General features: G+C 33.2%; 16 protein-coding genes and 1 tRNA gene. 14 read left to right on the top strand and 3 right to left on the bottom strand.

Going from position 1 to position 16802, the window contains the following annotated elements:
* The first annotated feature begins 160 nt into the window (after positions 1 to 160).
* The 6 genes from AC5LXV_RS13330 to tusA all read left to right on the top strand — a co-directional run bounded on the left by AC5LXV_RS13330 (position 161) and on the right by tusA (position 4462).
* On the top strand, positions 161 to 1108 hold the full coding sequence (locus AC5LXV_RS13330; RefSeq protein ID WP_493466743.1) for a PilN domain-containing protein: 948 nt from the start codon (positions 161 to 163) through the stop codon (positions 1106 to 1108).
* The gene (locus tag AC5LXV_RS13325) at positions 1101 to 1577 is read left to right on the top strand and encodes a lipocalin/fatty acid-binding family protein (protein ID WP_110432975.1); all 477 of its coding nucleotides are present in this window, start codon (positions 1101 to 1103) and stop codon (positions 1575 to 1577) included. The genes AC5LXV_RS13330 and AC5LXV_RS13325 overlap by 8 nt, the downstream gene beginning before the upstream one ends.
* The gene (locus AC5LXV_RS13320) at positions 1574 to 1942 is read left to right on the top strand and encodes a hypothetical protein (protein ID WP_493466742.1); all 369 of its coding nucleotides are present in this window, start codon (positions 1574 to 1576) and stop codon (positions 1940 to 1942) included. Before AC5LXV_RS13325 ends, AC5LXV_RS13320 begins: the two co-directional genes overlap by 4 nt.
* Before the next feature lie 28 nt (positions 1943 to 1970).
* The gene (locus tag AC5LXV_RS13315; protein ID WP_493466741.1) at positions 1971 to 3287 is read left to right on the top strand and encodes a secretin GspD/PilQ domain-containing protein; all 1317 of its coding nucleotides are present in this window, start codon (positions 1971 to 1973) and stop codon (positions 3285 to 3287) included.
* A 116-nt stretch (positions 3288 to 3403) separates the two neighbouring features.
* On the top strand, positions 3404 to 4210 hold the full coding sequence (locus AC5LXV_RS13310) for a Cof-type HAD-IIB family hydrolase (protein WP_110432978.1): 807 nt from the start codon (positions 3404 to 3406) through the stop codon (positions 4208 to 4210).
* 21 nt (positions 4211 to 4231) lie between these two features.
* Positions 4232 to 4462, top strand: a complete 231-nt coding sequence (gene tusA / locus AC5LXV_RS13305; RefSeq protein WP_110432979.1) for a sulfurtransferase TusA — start codon at positions 4232 to 4234, stop codon at positions 4460 to 4462.
* A gap of 173 nt (positions 4463 to 4635) precedes the next feature.
* Here tusA and AC5LXV_RS13300 read toward each other — a convergent pair whose 3' ends face one another.
* On the bottom strand, positions 4636 to 5073 hold the full coding sequence (locus tag AC5LXV_RS13300; RefSeq protein ID WP_493451209.1) for a protein YgfX: 438 nt from the start codon (positions 5071 to 5073) through the stop codon (positions 4636 to 4638).
* A 434-nt stretch (positions 5074 to 5507) separates the two neighbouring features.
* Between AC5LXV_RS13300 and AC5LXV_RS13295 the strand changes: the two genes are divergently transcribed.
* The 8 genes from AC5LXV_RS13295 (at position 5508) to AC5LXV_RS13260 (ending at position 11636) form a co-directional block, all read left to right on the top strand.
* Positions 5508 to 8048 carry a penicillin-binding protein 1A gene (locus AC5LXV_RS13295; protein ID WP_110432981.1) on the top strand — a complete coding sequence of 847 codons (2541 nt, stop codon included), beginning with the start codon at positions 5508 to 5510 and terminating at the stop codon, positions 8046 to 8048.
* Between the two features lie 18 nt (positions 8049 to 8066).
* The gene (gene rsmD, locus AC5LXV_RS13290; RefSeq protein ID WP_493466740.1) at positions 8067 to 8630 is read left to right on the top strand and encodes a 16S rRNA (guanine(966)-N(2))-methyltransferase RsmD; all 564 of its coding nucleotides are present in this window, start codon (positions 8067 to 8069) and stop codon (positions 8628 to 8630) included.
* Positions 8630 to 8887 carry a DUF1145 domain-containing protein gene (locus tag AC5LXV_RS13285; RefSeq protein WP_110432982.1) on the top strand — a complete coding sequence of 86 codons (258 nt, stop codon included), beginning with the start codon at positions 8630 to 8632 and terminating at the stop codon, positions 8885 to 8887. The genes rsmD and AC5LXV_RS13285 overlap by 1 nt, the downstream gene beginning before the upstream one ends.
* Before the next feature lie 71 nt (positions 8888 to 8958).
* Positions 8959 to 9034, top strand: a tRNA-Gly gene (locus AC5LXV_RS13280).
* Between the two features lie 767 nt (positions 9035 to 9801).
* On the top strand, positions 9802 to 10077 hold the full coding sequence (locus AC5LXV_RS13275; protein ID WP_493466739.1) for a type II toxin-antitoxin system Phd/YefM family antitoxin: 276 nt from the start codon (positions 9802 to 9804) through the stop codon (positions 10075 to 10077).
* Positions 10078 to 10079: 2 nt separating this feature from the next.
* Positions 10080 to 10307: a hypothetical protein gene (locus tag AC5LXV_RS13270; RefSeq protein WP_493466738.1), complete on the top strand. Its 228-nt coding sequence runs from the start codon at positions 10080 to 10082 to the stop codon at positions 10305 to 10307.
* A 193-nt stretch (positions 10308 to 10500) separates the two neighbouring features.
* Positions 10501 to 10797, top strand: coding sequence for a transposase (locus tag AC5LXV_RS13265; RefSeq protein ID WP_493452894.1), 297 nt, complete (start codon positions 10501 to 10503; stop codon positions 10795 to 10797).
* A complete protein-coding gene (locus tag AC5LXV_RS13260) occupies positions 10794 to 11636 on the top strand; it encodes an IS3 family transposase (protein WP_493466737.1) in 843 nt (280 codons plus the stop codon). Before AC5LXV_RS13265 ends, AC5LXV_RS13260 begins: the two co-directional genes overlap by 4 nt.
* Before the next feature lie 166 nt (positions 11637 to 11802).
* On the opposite strand, the gene AC5LXV_RS13255 is transcribed toward AC5LXV_RS13260, so the two are convergent.
* Positions 11803 to 13317: an RNA-directed DNA polymerase gene (locus AC5LXV_RS13255; RefSeq protein WP_493466736.1), complete on the bottom strand. Its 1515-nt coding sequence runs from the start codon at positions 13315 to 13317 to the stop codon at positions 11803 to 11805.
* A gap of 104 nt (positions 13318 to 13421) precedes the next feature.
* Entirely contained in the window at positions 13422 to 16694 is a 3273-nt protein-coding gene (locus AC5LXV_RS13250) for a nuclease-related domain-containing protein (RefSeq protein ID WP_493466735.1), read from the bottom strand.
* Positions 16695 to 16802: the final 108 nt, after the last annotated feature.

Genomic DNA, 16802 nt, shown 5'->3' with positions numbered 1-16802 from the left:
GTCAACCTTTTTTTTTAATTTTCCCAAAATTTAGCTCTGTTCGGTTTAATTTTAGTCGTTTTTTGGATAATACCTCACAAAAATGGCATTTGTTGGTTTATATCGCAATCTTTATGCCTAAGATTGGGCGATATTACCAATCAATCAATTTAAGCTAAAAATGATGGTTTTTAATAACAGTCGGGTAGTGATTTTTCTTGAGCCAAACCAATTGCGCTATCAAATAATAGAAGCAAAAACGCGCAAAGAAGAAAGTCACAATAAAAATTTTATTGATATTGCTTATCAAGATTTAGCTGATATCGATCGATTTATAGAAAATCTAAAACAACAAGTGCCTAGATTAACCGCAATTGAACTAAAGTTAAGTGATAATTTAGTAAGGTATCAGAAAATTGCTTACCCGGATATCGAATTGACGGCAACCGAATTAGTCACATATGTTCAAGCCTCTCTTTATAAACTCTTTCAACAGTCTGATAATCTCCTTTTTTTCGATTTTGTTTTATTACTCAGTTCGCCTAAGGCTCTGATGATCGCGGTTTGTGAGCGAGATATTGTCAATTATTGGTTAGATTTGTCGCGAAAATATGGATTGACTCTATTATTTGTGGGCAGTCACTTTGAAAATAATTCATTTAACTTTTTACCTTGGCGTGCGCAAAAGGCGAAGCAGCACCAATTCCAAATGCTTATTTTTGTTGTTAGTTTGATTGGTGTGATGACATGTTATTTTATTTATCTATTGATAAACGCTCAATCAGACTTTGATCACTATTCTCAACAATTATCAGAGCAACAAGCATTGCAACAAGAGTTGACGTTAAAATTAGCCGGTTATATTCCTAATCCTTCTCCAAGCCAGAAACAGATCGAACAATCGCTACAGTTGTTCTCAGACAAACTGCCGGCAACGATTTGGTTAAATTTGTACTCATATGAACCACCAAAAATAAAGATTACTGGAGGTAGTATCAATTATGTCGATATTATCAACTTTAACCAGCTACTTTCCGCAAATCATGCAGTAAAGAAAAGCCAAGTAAAAAATATTGAAAACAGTCATGAAAGTTTATTGTTTCAGATGGATATTGAGTTGAATGAATAGCACTTTCTTTAATATACCTATTTGGCAACAATACTTAATTTGCGTGTTGTTAACGTCAACGCTGTTTTTTATTGGTTATCAATTTGTTATTCGAGATTTAAAGCAACAAGCCGATCAGCAGATGCTCTTGTATGAAGAAAAAAACGCTGAAATCAAAATTCTTCAAGCAAAAATTGAACGTTATCAGATGGCTCAAAACAGTTCCTTAACGTTGATAACTGAGCATGAGCTCGCTAAAGCTATTGATCGCAATCAGTTAAGGTTGACCTCGTTCAAACATCAAAAAAGTGATTTGGCAACTTATTGGGAAGTGGAACTGAATGGTCAGTTTGTCAATTTTATGCAATTTATAGCCGATTTTAACCACAATTTTTATTATTTGAACTTTCAAAATCTGTCTATTGCTAAACAGGATACTTATTTGCAAATTAGATTTAGTTTACTGTTTAAAGAAGAGGATATGCAGTGAATCGCCACTTAATTGCACTTACATTATTAATGATCTGTTATTGCAAAATTCATGCTGATCAGATTATTAGGCGCGATCCTTTTTTGCCGACGATAGAGCTTAATTGTCAAGAACAGATCGATCTTCTAACTAAGCAGATCCAAGTATGGCAATTTAAAGGCACCATTCAGGGCGTTAATAGTGGTTATCAGCAAATATGGCTTTCGACCGATAGGGATTGGTTAGCGATTACCAATAATAACCTGCCACATATTTTGTTTCCGTGGACAATTCAAGCTGTATTAAGCGATAAGATTTTATGGCAAGCAAATCTACCAGAGTATTGCAATCATAAGGTGTTATGGACCATGCCATTAACTAAATGAAATTTAAATATATTTAAGGTGGTAATTAATGAATCAGGCCAACCAACTATCTAGTCAATTAGTCAACCAATTAGTAAAAAAAGTGAGACAACTAAGGTTGATGATTTTGCGTATTCTTATCTTCCTCGCCATGCCTTGCTTAGCTGATCCTATTGCTTCAGCAACGAATGAAGCAGATAATCTTATTTCAATGAATTTTTATCAAACCGATGTCGCGATTATTTTGCAGGCGCTAGCTGATAATAAGCAGATGAATTTGGTAATGAAGGATGATATATCGACTAGGCAAACCATTAAGCTCCAGAATGTCGATTGGCAAAAAGCATTAAACATTGTATTAAACTCTGCAAATTTACAAGCCGAAACTGAAGACAATATCTTATTTGTTTCTAAATATGTTGCCCCGGAACAGTTGGCGCAAAAAGAGTTATTAGAACAGCAGGGACAGGAGTTGAATCAACCGTTAAACTTGTTAACAATTCCGATCAATCATGCCGATCCTAATAATTTAATCGAAACTATTCAACAACAAGGATTGTTATCTGATCGAGGAAAGGTGATGGTTGATAAGCGAACCAATTCAATACTGATTACCGATTTAACCAAGCAATTTGCTGATATTAAAAAGTTAGTTAAAACTTTAGATAAACCCATTCCACAAGTCCATATTTCGGCGCATATTGTAACGATGAGTGATGAGAGTATGCAGGAATTAGGAATCAAATGGGGATATTCCGGTAAATCTTCACAATTTTTTAATCAGTTGGATATTGATCTTGGTGTTGCTCAGCCGTCGTCTTCGGTCGGTTTTAATTTAGCTAAACGTCCCGGCAGTTTGTTAAATTTGGAACTTTCGGCACTAGAATCGGAAAATCAGCTCGAAATTATTGCTAGCCCCAATTTATTAACTGCCAATCAAAATATGGCGTCGATAAAGCAAGGAACAGAAATTCCTTACGAGGTATCGAATGGCGGTAATGGTTCGACATCCATTGAATTCAAACAAGCAGTGCTGGGGTTGGAAGTTACGCCGAAAATCGTTGCCGAAAATCAAATGATATTGGATCTCTATATCACTCAAAACACCACTGGTCGTTCAATAAAACGCCGTGATGGTGGCGAAGCTTTAGCTATTGAAACGCAAGAAATTAAAACGCAAGTAAAAGTTAAAAGTGGAGAAACTGTAGTATTGGGTGGCATTTTTCAGCAAGTTAATAACAATGAAAAGAACAAAGTACCCGGTTTTTCGTCGCTGCCGATTATAGGTAATGCTTTTAAACATAACGCAAAAAAACATCAAAAACGCGAATTAGTGATTTTTATTACTCCGCAATTAGTTGAGTAAATAGCGAGGGAGTTGTATCATACGCTACCATATTTTATGACTTTGTATTGAGTTGATTAACTCATGGCAAAGTGTAGTCACTCGAATCACCAATTATTATAAAAGTTGAGAATATCATGTTTCATTTTGTCGCTTCTGATCTGGATGGTACTTTATTAAACACCGAACATAGCTTATCACCATTTACTAAAAAAATTCTTCAAGCATTACGTGAAATGGGAATTCACTTTGCTTTTGCCACTGGTCGACATCATATTGACGTCGCTCAAATGCGTGACAATTTGGAAATCGATGCTTTTATGATCACCTCAAATGGTGCAAGAGTTCACGATAGTAGAGGTAATTTAGTCTTTAGCCGTAGCTTCGAGCCTAATACGGCTAGTGAGTTGGCGCAAATTTGCAGAGATAATCCATATATTTATACACATGTATTTCGTGGGGATGATTGGTTAATTAATAAGCCAGATGCCTATTCACTTAGCTTTTTTGTTGATACACAATTTAAATATCAATTTTTCGAGCCGACTGATTTTGAAACGGATGATATTGCGAAAATTTATTTTACAACTTCTGATGTTGCCCATAACCATCATTTAGTAGAATTGAAACATCAAATTGAAAAGCAGTTCGGTAATAGAGTGAGCATCGCGTTTTCAACCGCAAATTGCCTCGAAGTTATGGCCGAAAACGTGACCAAGGGTAGTGCATTAAAGTTAGTCGTTGAAAGTTTAGGTTATCAGCTTAAAGACAGTATCGCCTTTGGTGATGGTATGAATGATTATGAGATGCTAAAGATGGCCGGCAAGGGTTGTATTATGAAAGATGCGAGTCCTGAGCTTAAAGCATTGCTACCTGAACTGGAAGTTATTGGCTCTAATGCTGATGATGCGGTTCCTCACTATTTAGCTAATTTGTTACTTTAATTATTTTTATTAACGATAATTATGATTGGTGATAAAGAATTAAATACGCTTGGCTTGCGTTGTCCTGAGCCGATTATGCTTGTGCGAAAAGCGATTAGGGAATTATCCGTTGGCCAAATATTGCACGTGGTTGCTGATGATTTGGCCACAACCCGCGATATTCCTAGCTTTTGTCGTCACATGGATCACGAGTTAGTTAACTCACAGATTGAATCCGTTCCATTTGAGTACTGGATTAGAAAATCGCATTAATATTATATTGTTATAAATAATATGTTTTTATTAAAACTATTTTTTATTAAAAATAGTTTTTATTAATATTATGTCTTTATTGTGACTATGTTTGCATTAATGTTATGTTTGTATTAATACCATATGTGCATTAATACTATATGTTAAGTCATCTTTAATGAACTATTAATGAACTATTTCGATAAATCAATGTTTTTAAAATGATAACGAAGTGTGCGCCAATCATTAGGCGCAAGGTTATCTATCATCAAAAACAGCACTTGTTTTTTACCATTATGTCGTGATTTTAAATTGATAATCATCATATAACGTAACAATAATGGTTTTCGCATTAGGTACCAACGTTGTTTGTGCCAATAAATTTGATGTATGCTCTCAAATAGCGCCAATTCGCCCTTAATGGTTTTGAAATAACAAATACTTCGCCACCATTCAATAATTAAGATCAAATTTAAGATAAAGGTATAGCAATTTAACGAGGTATGCGCTAATTGAATTAAACAGCTTATAAGTAAAATTAGGTAGAAGCAGCTAGCACTAAGAAAGTGTAGTAATGAAGGGGTAAGATTTGTACTCCACATATCAATATCTTTAAATAGAGAATAAATCACAATTCTCTAATTGCTCTATCATTTTTATTTAAAAATATGAAAAAATTGTGAGATAATACGCAATATTATTTAATAATTTACTAATAGGGATCTTAAAATCTATTAATTGTTTACCCATATCTTAGTTATATGGCATTTTATTTATAACTTTTTTTAATTAAGTGTTTAACAACAATTAAACTTATTAATTATCAAATTTCATCGTGTAAATAACATGAATAATCAATTTCCGTATAAATATAATGCATTGATTAGTTTAATTAATTTAAATAGTCAATTAAGCAATTAACTAGACATAGATAAAAAAGCGTTTTTTATTTTGAGTCTCTTCAAGTAAGTAGTATACTCGTCTGCTAAAAATAGATTGAAATCAATAAGTAAAAAATAAATTTATTATCTTTTTTGATTTTCAATCAATTGGATAGGAATGATTTGTGATAATATTAAAACTATTAAAATATGGTGTTAAACTCTTCACCGGTCTAGCGCTTTATGGCTTATTGCTTTGTATGGCTACTTACGACCATTTTGCTCAAGATTTGCCAGACGTGGCAACATTGAAAGATGTTCGTTTGCAAACGCCAATGCAGGTTTATAGTAAGGACGGTGAATTAATTGCGATTTTTGGCGAGCGTCACCGAATTCCATTAAAATATGATGAAATTCCCCAAATTGTTGTCAATGCGGTTATCGCGACCGAAGATGCGCGTTTTTATGAACATTTTGGGATTGATCCTATTGGTATTATGCGAGCCATGTATATAGGGGTTAAGGAAAAAAGCTTTTCACAAGGTGGTAGTACCATCACACAGCAAGTGGCTAAAAACTTTTTCTTAACACCAGAAAAAAGCATAACCCGTAAAGTAAAAGAGATGATTATTGCCATTCGTATGGAGCGAGAGTTATCTAAAGATGAGATAATGGCATTATATCTCAATATGATCAACTTTGGATCGCGTGCTTATGGGGTGGCTGCTGCATCATATACTTTCTTTGGCAAAACGCCAGATCAGTTAACCATTGATGAAGCCGCATTACTGGCAGGTTTACCAAATGCACCATCAGCCTATAATCCAATATCTCATCCAGAAAAAGCGCTAATAAGACGCAATTGGGTGTTAGGGCGAATGTTAGATCAATCCTATATAACGCAAGCCCAATTTAACGAAGCAATAAAAAAACCATTAAATGCCAGTTATCATACGCAAAAAATCGAATTTTCAGCACCATACGTTGCTGAAATGGCCAGACAGTTTATGTACGACAAATTTGGCGAAAATGCCTATACCGATGGTTATAAAGTTTATACCACTATTTCTAAAACCGATCAGTTAGCGGCAACAGAAGCAGTGCAAAAACATATTATTGATTATGATATTCGGCATGGTTATCGTGGACCGGAAAAAGTGTTATGGAAAAACAATGAAAAACCATTAAACGCCAAACAAATTCAAGAAGCTTTACATAAATATATTTGTTATAGCGGTATGTGTCCTGCCGTGGTTTTAGAATCTTCTGACAAGGTAGCTAAAGCTGTGTTATCTGATAATACAAATATTAAGATTACCTTTCAAGATATGAAATGGGCAAGAAAATTTATTAATGATGATAGACAAGGTGCTTTCCCGAAAAAAGTAAATGATACCTTAAATCCAGGCCAACTAATTTGGGTTAAAAAATCGGGCGATAATTGGACGCTAGCACAAATACCTGCAGTAAATGGGGCACTGGTTTCTTTAGACTCAAATAATGGGGCTATTAAGGCTATTGTTGGCGGGTATGACTTTAACTTAAGCAAATTTAATCGTGCAACTCAAGCATTACGTCAATTAGGTTCAAATATAAAACCATTTGTTTATACTGCCACGTTAGAAAAAGGACTAACCATGGCAACCCTGCTAAACGATGCACCTATTGTACGCAAAACAGGGAGTGTAATTTGGCGTCCTAAAAATTCTCCGCCAACTTATGCTGGTCCTTTACGTATGCGAGTTGGTTTAGGTATGTCTAAAAATGTTATGATGGTAAGGGCACTACGTGCAATTGGTATTGATTATGTGGCTGAGTATTTAGAGCGTTTTGGATTCCCTAAAGAGAATATTTCGCATAATGAATCACTTGCTTTAGGAGCGGCGTCATTTACACCATTGCAAGTTGCTCGTGCGTATTCGGTTATTGTTAATGGTGGTTATTTGATTACCCCTTATCTAATCGAAAAAATCGAATATGACAATGATAGTGGCGTAATTTATCAACATCAACCACTGATTGCTTGCAAAAACTGCAAAGGTGAAGTGGTGAAATTTGATTCGGTTTCATTGTCGTTAGATAACGTTGAAAACGAGATAAACGACGCAGGTAATGAAGAGCCAGAAGTGGCAAATCTTAAATCAGAAGATAATTTAATTTTACCTGATATTAGTGCTGACAATAAAACGACAGATGTTTCACCTAAATATGCACCACATACAGTTGATAGTGGTATTGCTTTTATCATGAAAGATGGCCTTCGAAGTATCGTATTTGGTGGTTCCGATTGGCAAGGTACCGCTTGGCGAGTAAAAGCACTAGGTCGTAGAGACGTTGGTGGTAAAACTGGTACGACTAACTTATCGAAAGATGTTTGGTTTTCCGGATTTGGTGGTAACATTGTCACCTCAGTTTGGATGGGCTTTGATGACCACCGTCGTGCTTTAGGACGAACTAACCGTGCCGAAGCAGGGGCCGTTACCGCGAATCCTCTCTGGGTTGACTATATGAAAGTTGCCCTTGAAAATGTTCCAGAAAAAGAAGATGTAAAACCTGATAATGTTATTTCGCTGAAAATTGACCAACGAACAGGAAAGTTAGCTGGCTATGGATCTAAATCCATGTCTGAATACTTTATTAAAGGAACGGAACCAACTAGCTATAGTTCACAAGAAGTTGGTACCAGAGTGACCAATTCAGAAGGTGTTTCCCAAGAAATATTCTAAGTAAAATTTTATAGTTATATGAATGGTTCAATAAGAATTATCGGTGGTAAGTGGCGTGGACGAAAATTATCGGTACTCGATAAACAAGGTTTGCGCCCGACAACCGATCGAGTTAAAGAGACTTTATATAACTGGTTAATGCCAGTTATACAAAGTAGTGTTTGTCTAGATTGTTTTTCTGGTAGTGGATCATTAGGTTTTGAAGCTGCATCCCGCGGTGCTCAAAATGTCACACTATTAGAGAAAGACAAACAAGTTGCTAACCAGCTAAAGAAAAATAAGCAATTAATTGCATGCGATAATGTCGAAATTTATTCAACAGATACTTTTCAATGGCTTGATAAACCTGCCCAAAAGCAATTCGATATTGCGTTTATCGATCCCCCTTTTCATCATTCATTGATTGAAAAAACAGTGCAACTCCTTGAAAATAACCATTGGTTAAGTCCGTTAGCTTATATTTATATTGAGTCTGAGCTAGAGCATGATTTAACCGGTTATATTCCAACCAATTGGTTTTTACATCGTGAAAAAATCGCAGGGCAAGTTCATAGCTACCTATTTATACGAGAAGAGAGATAATGTTCATACTTTTAGGTAAACTAGTCTATTCATTTATCTGGTTATTTTTATTATTTAATCTTGTTCATCCTTTCCCAAAACCAGCGAATATTGTTGCTTACGTTGGCTTAGCTGCTTTTGTCCTTACTCATGGGCTACAAGCTTGGATGCTACAATCAACAATGACTAACCAAGAAAAAGAGCAGGATAAATTTAAAGCACTTAAACTTTTTATTTTTGGTGTTTTTGAAACACTTAGCTGGAAAAATAAAAAATAAAAGACAAAAAAGGTTGCTATACACGAATATTTTTGTATAATGCTCACCACTTCTTTCGAAGTATCCTATATGCGGGAATAGCTCAGTTGGTAGAGCGCAACCTTGCCAAGGTTGAGGTCGCGAGTTCGAACCTCGTTTCCCGCTCCAATTCAAAAAAATTAATCAAATCAATTAGTAGTAATATCAGTTCAAGTCGTATAAATATTTCTCTTTTGCATTTAAATTATTGATATTAATAATAAATATAGCTTACCCCCTCTTTTCATACCCACTCCAACCAAGCATAAGTGGTACCGAATTTAGTACATCAGAAACTGGTTAGTACTTCAGATAAAGACCTGTAATATTTTGATTTTATATATTATATAAAGCTTATCCCATAAGCCCTTATGAAATTCATGTTTTAGGTTAAAAACTTATTTATATCCATCGTTTGCAACGTAAGATATCATTTAGTTATGAGTACTGTGTACTTGATCTAGTACCTCGGAAGCTAGGCAGTACACTGGCTTAAAACTTCAGTGTAAAATTATTTCATTGAAATAATGAGCCTTTATCTCTATGGAACTAACAAATTTAATGGTCGAATAATTAAAGCCTGAGAAAAAAACTACTCAATTCTTGATGATGTCAAATATTGTTGAAAAGTACAACACGAATCTAAAAATATTCAGCTGCAGGAAAGTAATCCTAAATATAAGCAAATGGACAATCCAGAGGTTGGTTTTGTTGAACCTCCTTTGAAGAGATTTAGCAAGATTGACCACAATTTTATTCGCTGTGGAATGAGCTAGATTATCAATCAACGCATCAAGAAAATGTAACTAGATGTTTAGAAAAAATATTTAATTCTTTTTAAAAACCTAATTAGGTATTTAATTAAATGATTAAAAAGTGTTATTAAGGAGCCTATTATGAATTTAAGCGGACAAGTAAAATCTATTACCTACTTAAAAAACAATACGGGTGAAGTCATGAGCAAATTAGCTGAAGATAGACAGCTGTTAGTTATTACCCAAAACGGTGAAGCTACAGCTGTTTTAGTGGAAGTGAGTGAGTATGATAGGCAAATGAATACGATTGCTATGTTAAAGCGACTTGTTATCTCAAGTCAACAACGACAAAAAGGCCAAAGTCGTTCAGTCGATGAGGTATTTGATGAGATTCTAAGTAAAGATAACGAAAGTTAATCATGACGGTTAAATATAGAGTTGAAATCGTTGATATTGCCAGTAAAGATATCAACCAGATTTACCAATATATTAAAAAATATGATTGTATTGAAAATGCTAGATATGTATTTAATCAGCTTAGAGAGACTATTAAAAAACTTGAGATACTTCCCCAAAGTTGTTCTCATCCTTATGAACTTTATGAGTGGAATGTCTATACTTTTTCATACGACAAAGTTAAAGGGTAACTGTTTATAAAATGCCATCGGCATCAAATAACCTAATGATAAATGCAGTCGATTGTTGTTGTACCAATATGCATAAGCAGAAAATTTTGTCTTAGTTCATTGTCTAAGTTCATATCTAACGTTGGATAGGCTACACTAATTCGTACAACTTTTTTAAGGGATAAGATAAACTACTCTAAAAAAGGAAAATACGATGAAAATAAAACGACGAGAAAGACGAACCTATACAGATGATTTTAAACAGCAGATGGTAACGCTCTATCAACAAGGTAAAACCCGCAGTGAATTAGTTTTACAGTATGAGTTAACGCCATCAGCATTAGATAGATGGATAACACAATACTCCACAACGGGTTCATTTAAAACTAAAGATAATCGAAGTCCTGAGGATAATGAGTTGCTAGCCTTGCGCAAAGAGAATAAAAGGTTATTGATGGAAAACGATATCCTAAAGCAAGCCGCACTGATAATGGCACGAAAATCGCAGTGATACAATCAAATCGACATCGCCATTCATTGAGTTGGTTGTGTCGATGTTTAGGTGTATCAAGGCATTACTTTTATTATCAGTGCAAAACGCGGCTTGAGAAAAAAGTTCTAAAGTATGCACAAGAGATTCAATCTATTTTTAATCGTAGTTATCAATCTTATGGTACGCGACGGATACGAAAAGTGTTGTCAAATCAAGGTATAATCGTATCGCGTCGTTATGTGGCTAGAGTCATGAAAGCATTATCATTGAAATCAAAATATACCGTAAAACGTTATAAAAACCATTCTAAAGAAGTTAATTCTGTTGCGATTGCCAATGTATTACAGCGAAATTTTACTGTTGGTGCAAAAGCAAATGTTATTGTCGCTGATTTAACTTATATAAAAGTGGGGCAAAAATGGAATTATCTGTGTGTATTACTCGAACTCTCAGCACGAAAGATAGCCGGATTCAGTGTTGGACAACACAAAACAGCAGAGCTTGTTATGCAAGCATTAAGCCAAATTAAAGCACCATTATCCTCAATCGCACTATTTCATTCAGACCGAGGAAAAGAGTTTGATAATCAATTACTCGATAGTTGTTTTGAGGTATTTGGTATCACTCGCTCATTGAGCCATAAAGGATGTCCTTACGATAATGCCGTTGCTGAAGCGACATTTAAGACAATTAAAACGGAATTTGTCAAAAATGAGATATTCACCAATACCAATGAACTACGACAACGTTTTTCTGCTTATGCATATTGGTACAACAACAATCGGCTGCATTCATCATTAGGTTATTTGACGCCGATGGCATTTAATAAACAGTTACCCCTTAATTTTGTTGTATGAAAAAGGGTAGACATTCCACTGTATCTAACAAGGTTTTATCGAAAAAGAAGCCCTAGTCCTCAGTTCTATGGATTTGGGCATGGGATGGTATGGGCAATATGTTCAAAGGGTTTATAGTTTAAAAAGAAATTAGTATTAATTTTTTGTACCAAGCATAAAAATGAAATTAGGAATTTGGATATATAAATATATCGAACTCATCTCTACTAATTATTTCATCTAAATTATCAAAAATATTATTATTAAAAAATGAATTATTTTCCAAAATTTTTAAGATTTTCTCACTTGTTATCCATGAGTGATTCCATATTTTTATTTGGTTATCTCCAGCAACTAATAGACATAATTTTTCAGAAAAGTTTATTGTAGGAATAGCATTTTTTAGCATACGCTGTAACCATATTTGAGCAAATCCAGAGTTAGGCGCTGTTTTTAGTTTATTATAAACTTTTGTAGCTAATTCATTATATACATTTCTATTTAATTCAAGTAAGAATTGGCTAATGATGGCACAACAAATAGAAATACATTTAGGATTATGATAGGCAATATCTGTAACAATACTAATGATTTGATTTGAATATTGCTTAATATTTTTTTTACTTTCTAGTTTTAGGCGTTTTTGGAAATTGCTAAGAGCTGCGATTAAACTACCTGAATTCGGATAGTTTAATGAATGCTGTCGAATAACTAAAATATATTTTTGTAAATTAGAAGTGTTTGATTCTGGATCAGGTAGTTGAAGCCAGGCTAATTTATCTTTTTTAATAGAGGCTGTAATAACATCACTGTTACTTTTTGTTTTACTTGAATTAAGCTTTAATCCAAAAGGCACTAATATTTCTGATAAAAGTTTTAAGATAATTTCACCATCATTAATATTATTAACAAAAATTCGATAATCATCTCGATATCTCAGTATTTGATAATTTTCAATGTTATTATTTTTAAGTTGTTGGGTCAATAATTCATCAATATATCCTAAGACCATTTCTGCTATAAAATCCATTAGTACAGATCCCTGTGGGATACCATTTGTTTGTTGGTATTGAGCAGACTGGATACTTTTATCAATAATATTACCAAGTAAACTTTTATCATTAATATGTTGTTTTGCAATATCTTTAGTTTCAAGAGCCCAAGCGATTGAGTGTGTGTAAATTGAACCATAACAATCTGCAATATCTGTATCAAAAACGAAATTATATTCAAGAGATAAAGTAATTGATTCTTGTTCAACCTCTTCCCACCATTGTAAGATTTGTTGGGCTTTATTTGATTGTTTATTCAGAGATTCAACAGGTATACTCAAACAACGAATTTTAGGGTTTTTTTGAAAATCCTTAAACCGATTTTTTATTTTTTTCCAATTTTTTTGTTCAGTTATCTTATGTACCAAAGAAACATATACCAAGGGATGAATAATTTGTAAAGGTCTCCATGAGAGTTTTCCATCTTTATTTGTATACAGCGTATAGTTTATATCATCTAACTCTTTCATTCTTTTTGTATTAGCTATACTAGTCAAAGATTTATTTTCAATTTCTGCTGATAATTTTTCTAACAAATCTTTAAATGAAAAGTAAGGTGGTAAATCAATACTACAATAACTTTCTTGTTTTAAAAAAAAGTCTTTTGCCGATTTACTTTTTAACCTCAATAGTGAAGTCCTATTTTTCATTACTCTATCCTTAATTGTAGCTAGTGCTAATAATATTATTATGTTGTAATAATTGCTAAAATATAGCAAAACTGATAGGTAGAAATACTACTAAAATAATCTATTTAGAAATCAATTCTTTCCTCTATACATCTAATAGCATTGAGGGCGGCATAACCATATGATTCATGATCACATAGCTCTCTTAATGATAACAAATCATTGATATTACCGAGCTTTCCTAAAACATGTATAACAAACTCAATAATATCGTTTGGATTTATTTTAAACATATATGGAAAATAATATAATTGTTCATTTTGGCTTCTAAGTACTTCTCTACAAACTGAAAGAACCATATCTGGATATTTATTCACAAGAGATTTTGTTAATTGTCCATCCAGAGTGGTTATCATAAGAGCTGAAGCACTTGCAGTTTTAGAGTATTCTAAAATTGTTGTACGAGCATTTAAAGTATGATGAGAGAACTGTGGTTTTTCAATATCTTTTCTATTATACCAATAGTAAAGTTCACCACATGCAAGTAAAGTGAAATCTTCAGCAGTTTTTGGTTTACCTCTATTCTGAGGCAAAGGATATTTGAGATATCCAATAGCCTCGTGAGCGATAATAAAAGTTTTTATAGATTCTTGGGGGGTAATACTTTTTTTGTCAGGTAATACTGTCCATTTTGCAATTGTAGGAGCTATTTTTAGATCATTGAATTCAGATAACTGTCTAAGTAGTATTCCTAAGAAAAAATTATCAGAAGACCTAGCCCCTAGACATGCTTTATTGAGAAGAAGTTTTTTTTGGGATTCATCTAGGTTTTGTATCTTTTCCGAGTATAAATAGTCAAATGGATGATCAAATTGTCGAGCAAATAATTGCCATGCGAGTTGATTAGATTCGCTATCATCTAATGTTAGAGTATTTTCAATTTCATTATTTATGATTAATTCATAATCATCTTCATCTTTCTTTAAAGCTCCGAATACTTTCAAAGTATCAAGTATTAGGCTATCTATTATAACCCCTAATTTGTTTACGACAGCTGTCAATGCGTTAATAATTTGGATACGATAGGGGAGGGCTGACTCTGAAAAATATTGACAAAAACGGATTAAAGTGAATTGTAAATGATAAGGAAATGAAGAAATATTTTTCACTAATTCAACTATAAAGGGATTTGCAACCTCTTCAGCTGAAGCCATACGAGTAATTTCTATAAGAAAATAAATTTCTCCAGAGGTTTTTGCGTCTAACCATGCTTTTTTGAGTCTTGAATAAAATTCTAAGCATTTTTCATTTTTTGAAAAATAATTATAACTACCAATAAAACTTACTATTTTTGATACCGCTGTATCCTTGTGCATTACATATAAAGTAGAGAAAAGATTGTGTTTTAGAGAAATATTTTTTTTATTTGCCTCAGATTTCAACTCCATTGCAGAGACTTTCATTGCTTTATCAGTATTTAAACAAGCAGCCATAACATAATCAAAATATAGTCCATTCATAAGTCCTTTACTGATGGGAATAAGATAATAGCTAAAATTTTCCAGATCACTATTCAAAGAAAATTTATCAATAATTATTTCATTCCAGCTTTTTTCACTAATTTTGAATTTAATTTGCTGTGCTTCTAGTACCATACTTTTCAACATTTCATCAATTTTACAATTAATGATAGATTGAGCAACTACACCACATTCTCCATTAGCACATGCAGCAACTAAATCTTGATCTTTGCAATCATTAATAATTTTACGTAATAGGCGGTCATTCTCAATAGCTCCCAATATTAGAACTTTTGAGAAAGAGAGTCGTGGCGAAGATAATGCTGTAATGAAAGTAGAATAATCATCATTAGCAATCCTAATCATAGCCTCTGCAGCAAAAGCAGCAAAAAATAATTCATGGGAAAAACTAACTCTATCACTCCTTGCTTGCAATAAACCAGATAATAATATTTGTTGACGAGTCTTTGCGTCTAAGTTATTAGAGTCACAAACACGATCAAACTCACGAATAGACATGCTAAAGCAGGCTTTCCGTATTAATGTATCTGCAAAATAACTAAGAGCACGAATTCCATCAACGGCGTTACTTTTTAATAAATTTCTTACATATGTATTAAAAAGAACGAATCTACTAGCTCCTACAGGTAAGAATTTACTAATCTTACCAATAAGAGAAGCTTCAAGGCACGTATCCACTATCTGTAAAAGACCATGGAGATTTTTAGTATCATAATCCTTAGTTTCTTTTATTCCTGAAACCGCAATTTTAAACTCATTAGAAGGTCGTTCTACAAATAATGTTTTTGTTTGTAACAGATCAGATCGAGTAAGTTCTATCTGAGAACTAATAACAATCATTACATCATAACGTAATGAAAATGCTTTAAGACTCCGTGTTAATCCCAATTTTAAATAATCTGGACACTCATTGTATCCATCCATAAACAAAATGAGACGCTTTCCAAGTATTTTTCCTGTGTTAATAAGGTCGATTACAGTACAATTATTTAATAAAAACGTTTCTTTATTAAGAAGTTTTTGAAATTGATTATTAAATTCTTTCGCTCTAACAAAAATTGGAATACAGTCAGAATCGCAGCATAAGGTTGCACAATATAGAGATAGAAATGTCTTTCCACAACCAGAAGGTCCCATAATAACTAAACTAGTTTCTCCTCTAGAAATCATTGAGTTAATATGGAAAAAATCAATATTATTGGATTCATAAGTGTAGTGACCGTGAATAAATTTCCTTATGTATGGGGTATAAAAATCTTGAAAAGCTTTAATATATGTATAATAAGATTTTTCTGCATGTAAAGTATCTTCTGCAAATACTGAATCAATACTTGATACAGGATAAAGATTTAAACTATTGGCTAATGCTTCACATAATAAAGGAGTTAAAACTGCTCCTGATGGTTGGGTTAATTGTTTTTTGAGAACGTCAATTCCACCCACTGCGACTTTAAAGTCTCCTTTTGTGAGGGATGAGCCATTAGGTATATGAGGCACAATTGTGACAACAGCATTTGGATAGCCTTCTACCTGAGATATTTTTTGAATGTTGTCGCGTAAAGCATTCTTAGCATCTAATGCCTGATTATATCCATTTCTTATTGCTTTTTCACCATATGCCCCATGTACTGACCATTGTCCATTAATTTGACCATACACTGATGAAACATAATTTTTAACTTCTATAATCAGTGTTGTATTTTCAGTAAATACAGCTAAATCAATTTGTCGATCGGATGCGTGAAAATTAGCAAAAATATAAAACCAGTTATGTGATTCATTTAAAATCTCATAGATAGCTAGGAAACAATCATACTCAGATCGATATTTTATAGACTCTCCAATATATATATTCATAGATACCGGCAATTTAGCTTTTATATTAAATAGTTATCATAAAAAATAGAAAAAATTAATTTTATGTTGGCTTGCAATTGTTTCTAATGGGAAAAATAAATTATTAGA

It is taken from the genome of Gilliamella sp. LMG 34359 (assembly GCF_984569085.1).
This window is presented reverse-complemented; position numbering and strand designations above follow the sequence as displayed.

Excerpts from the sequence above, each read along its gene's own strand:
- AC5LXV_RS13330 (WP_493466743.1), top strand. The coding sequence starts at position 161 with ATGATGGTTTTTAATAACAGTCGGGTAGTGATTTTTCTTGAGCCAAAC.
- AC5LXV_RS13325 (WP_110432975.1), top strand. The coding sequence starts at position 1,101 with ATGAATAGCACTTTCTTTAATATACCTATTTGGCAACAATACTTAATT.
- AC5LXV_RS13315 (WP_493466741.1), top strand. The coding sequence starts at position 1,971 with ATGAATCAGGCCAACCAACTATCTAGTCAATTAGTCAACCAATTAGTA.
- AC5LXV_RS13310 (WP_110432978.1), top strand. The coding sequence starts at position 3,404 with ATGTTTCATTTTGTCGCTTCTGATCTGGATGGTACTTTATTAAACACC.
- tusA (WP_110432979.1), top strand. The coding sequence starts at position 4,232 with ATGATTGGTGATAAAGAATTAAATACGCTTGGCTTGCGTTGTCCTGAG.
- rsmD (WP_493466740.1), top strand. The coding sequence starts at position 8,067 with ATGAATGGTTCAATAAGAATTATCGGTGGTAAGTGGCGTGGACGAAAA.
- AC5LXV_RS13285 (WP_110432982.1), top strand. The coding sequence starts at position 8,630 with ATGTTCATACTTTTAGGTAAACTAGTCTATTCATTTATCTGGTTATTT.
- AC5LXV_RS13275 (WP_493466739.1), top strand. The coding sequence starts at position 9,802 with ATGAATTTAAGCGGACAAGTAAAATCTATTACCTACTTAAAAAACAAT.
- AC5LXV_RS13270 (WP_493466738.1), top strand. The coding sequence starts at position 10,080 with ATGACGGTTAAATATAGAGTTGAAATCGTTGATATTGCCAGTAAAGAT.
- AC5LXV_RS13265 (WP_493452894.1), top strand. The coding sequence starts at position 10,501 with ATGAAAATAAAACGACGAGAAAGACGAACCTATACAGATGATTTTAAA.
- AC5LXV_RS13255 (WP_493466736.1), bottom strand. The coding sequence starts at position 13,317 with ATGAAAAATAGGACTTCACTATTGAGGTTAAAAAGTAAATCGGCAAAA.
- AC5LXV_RS13250 (WP_493466735.1), bottom strand. The coding sequence starts at position 16,694 with ATGAATATATATATTGGAGAGTCTATAAAATATCGATCTGAGTATGAT.